This window comes from Roseibium denhamense, assembly GCF_009711415.1.
Taxonomy (GTDB): domain Bacteria; phylum Pseudomonadota; class Alphaproteobacteria; order Rhizobiales; family Stappiaceae; genus Roseibium; species Roseibium denhamense.
In genome coordinates, this window is sequence record NZ_SMLZ01000043.1 from 1 (window position 1) to 884 (window position 884).

The 884-nt window shown below is 43.3% G+C and carries 1 protein-coding gene and 1 pseudogene; both read left to right on the top strand.

All coding sequences use genetic code 11. From position 1 onward, the window contains the following. Positions 1-289, top strand: a pseudogene (locus E1180_RS22115) (hypothetical protein); the annotation flags it as partial. A 42-nt stretch (positions 290-331) separates the two neighbouring features. Beyond that, positions 332-884, top strand: a 553-nt coding sequence (locus E1180_RS22120; protein ID WP_208996747.1) for a hypothetical protein, incomplete at its 3' end; no start/stop codon positions are given.

Consider the following 884-nt stretch of genomic DNA (forward strand, 5'->3'; position numbering starts at 1 on the left):
TGTAAAATGGTTTCGCTATCCGTCGGTAAAATGGGCTTTAGTATATGAAACCTTGTCCGAAACAGATATTAGTGCCCGACGTGACGATGCTTTTCGTCCTGAAGTGTTCGTCGATGTTACGGACTATATTGAGGAGAAGCTGAAGATACTAAGTATTTTTGGAGATGAAATACAAGCTTACCCATTTCCCCGAAGCCTAACGGCAGTCAAAAGTCTGTCGCAAATACGCGGCGCAGCGTCTGGTTCGACTGCTGCCGAGGCATTTATGATCCTTCGGGCCCACCTTTAAGTAGATGCTAGCTATCTGCAATTATGTGTAAAGAGGTAAGTAGTGAACATAAGAAATAAAAACAAGGCTATAGTTCATATTGGAACAATGAAGGTGGGTACGACATCCATACAGGCATATGCAAACAGGAACAAAGATAGGATACTTCAGCAAAATTCATGTATTTGGATACCAAATGGTAATCGTAGCGGAATCTCTGTCACGACAGTTATTGAAAAAAACAATGCCTCAGACTGTGACGTACTTATGTGTGATGAAGGCTTATGGCATTTTGCTGATACTAAGAAGGTCGACTTGGACGGAATAAGGGCCGCACTTGGTAGTCGGTATTGCCAGGCTGTTCTATATATCCGGGAACCGGTAGGCTTCCTTCAATCATGGTATCTCCAAGGGTTAAAAAGCGGAACTGGTCAGCCATCATTTGCAAAATTTTTGGCATCTCCATTTGTCCGTCGCAGTCTAGACTTTGAAGAAAGACTGCCCATATTCCGCAAGCTGTTCGACGAAGTAACGATACGGTGCTTCGACAAAAATACATTAGTAAACCACGATGCTGTGGCTGATTTTATGGCCTTTGCTGGCCTAGATGTTACAG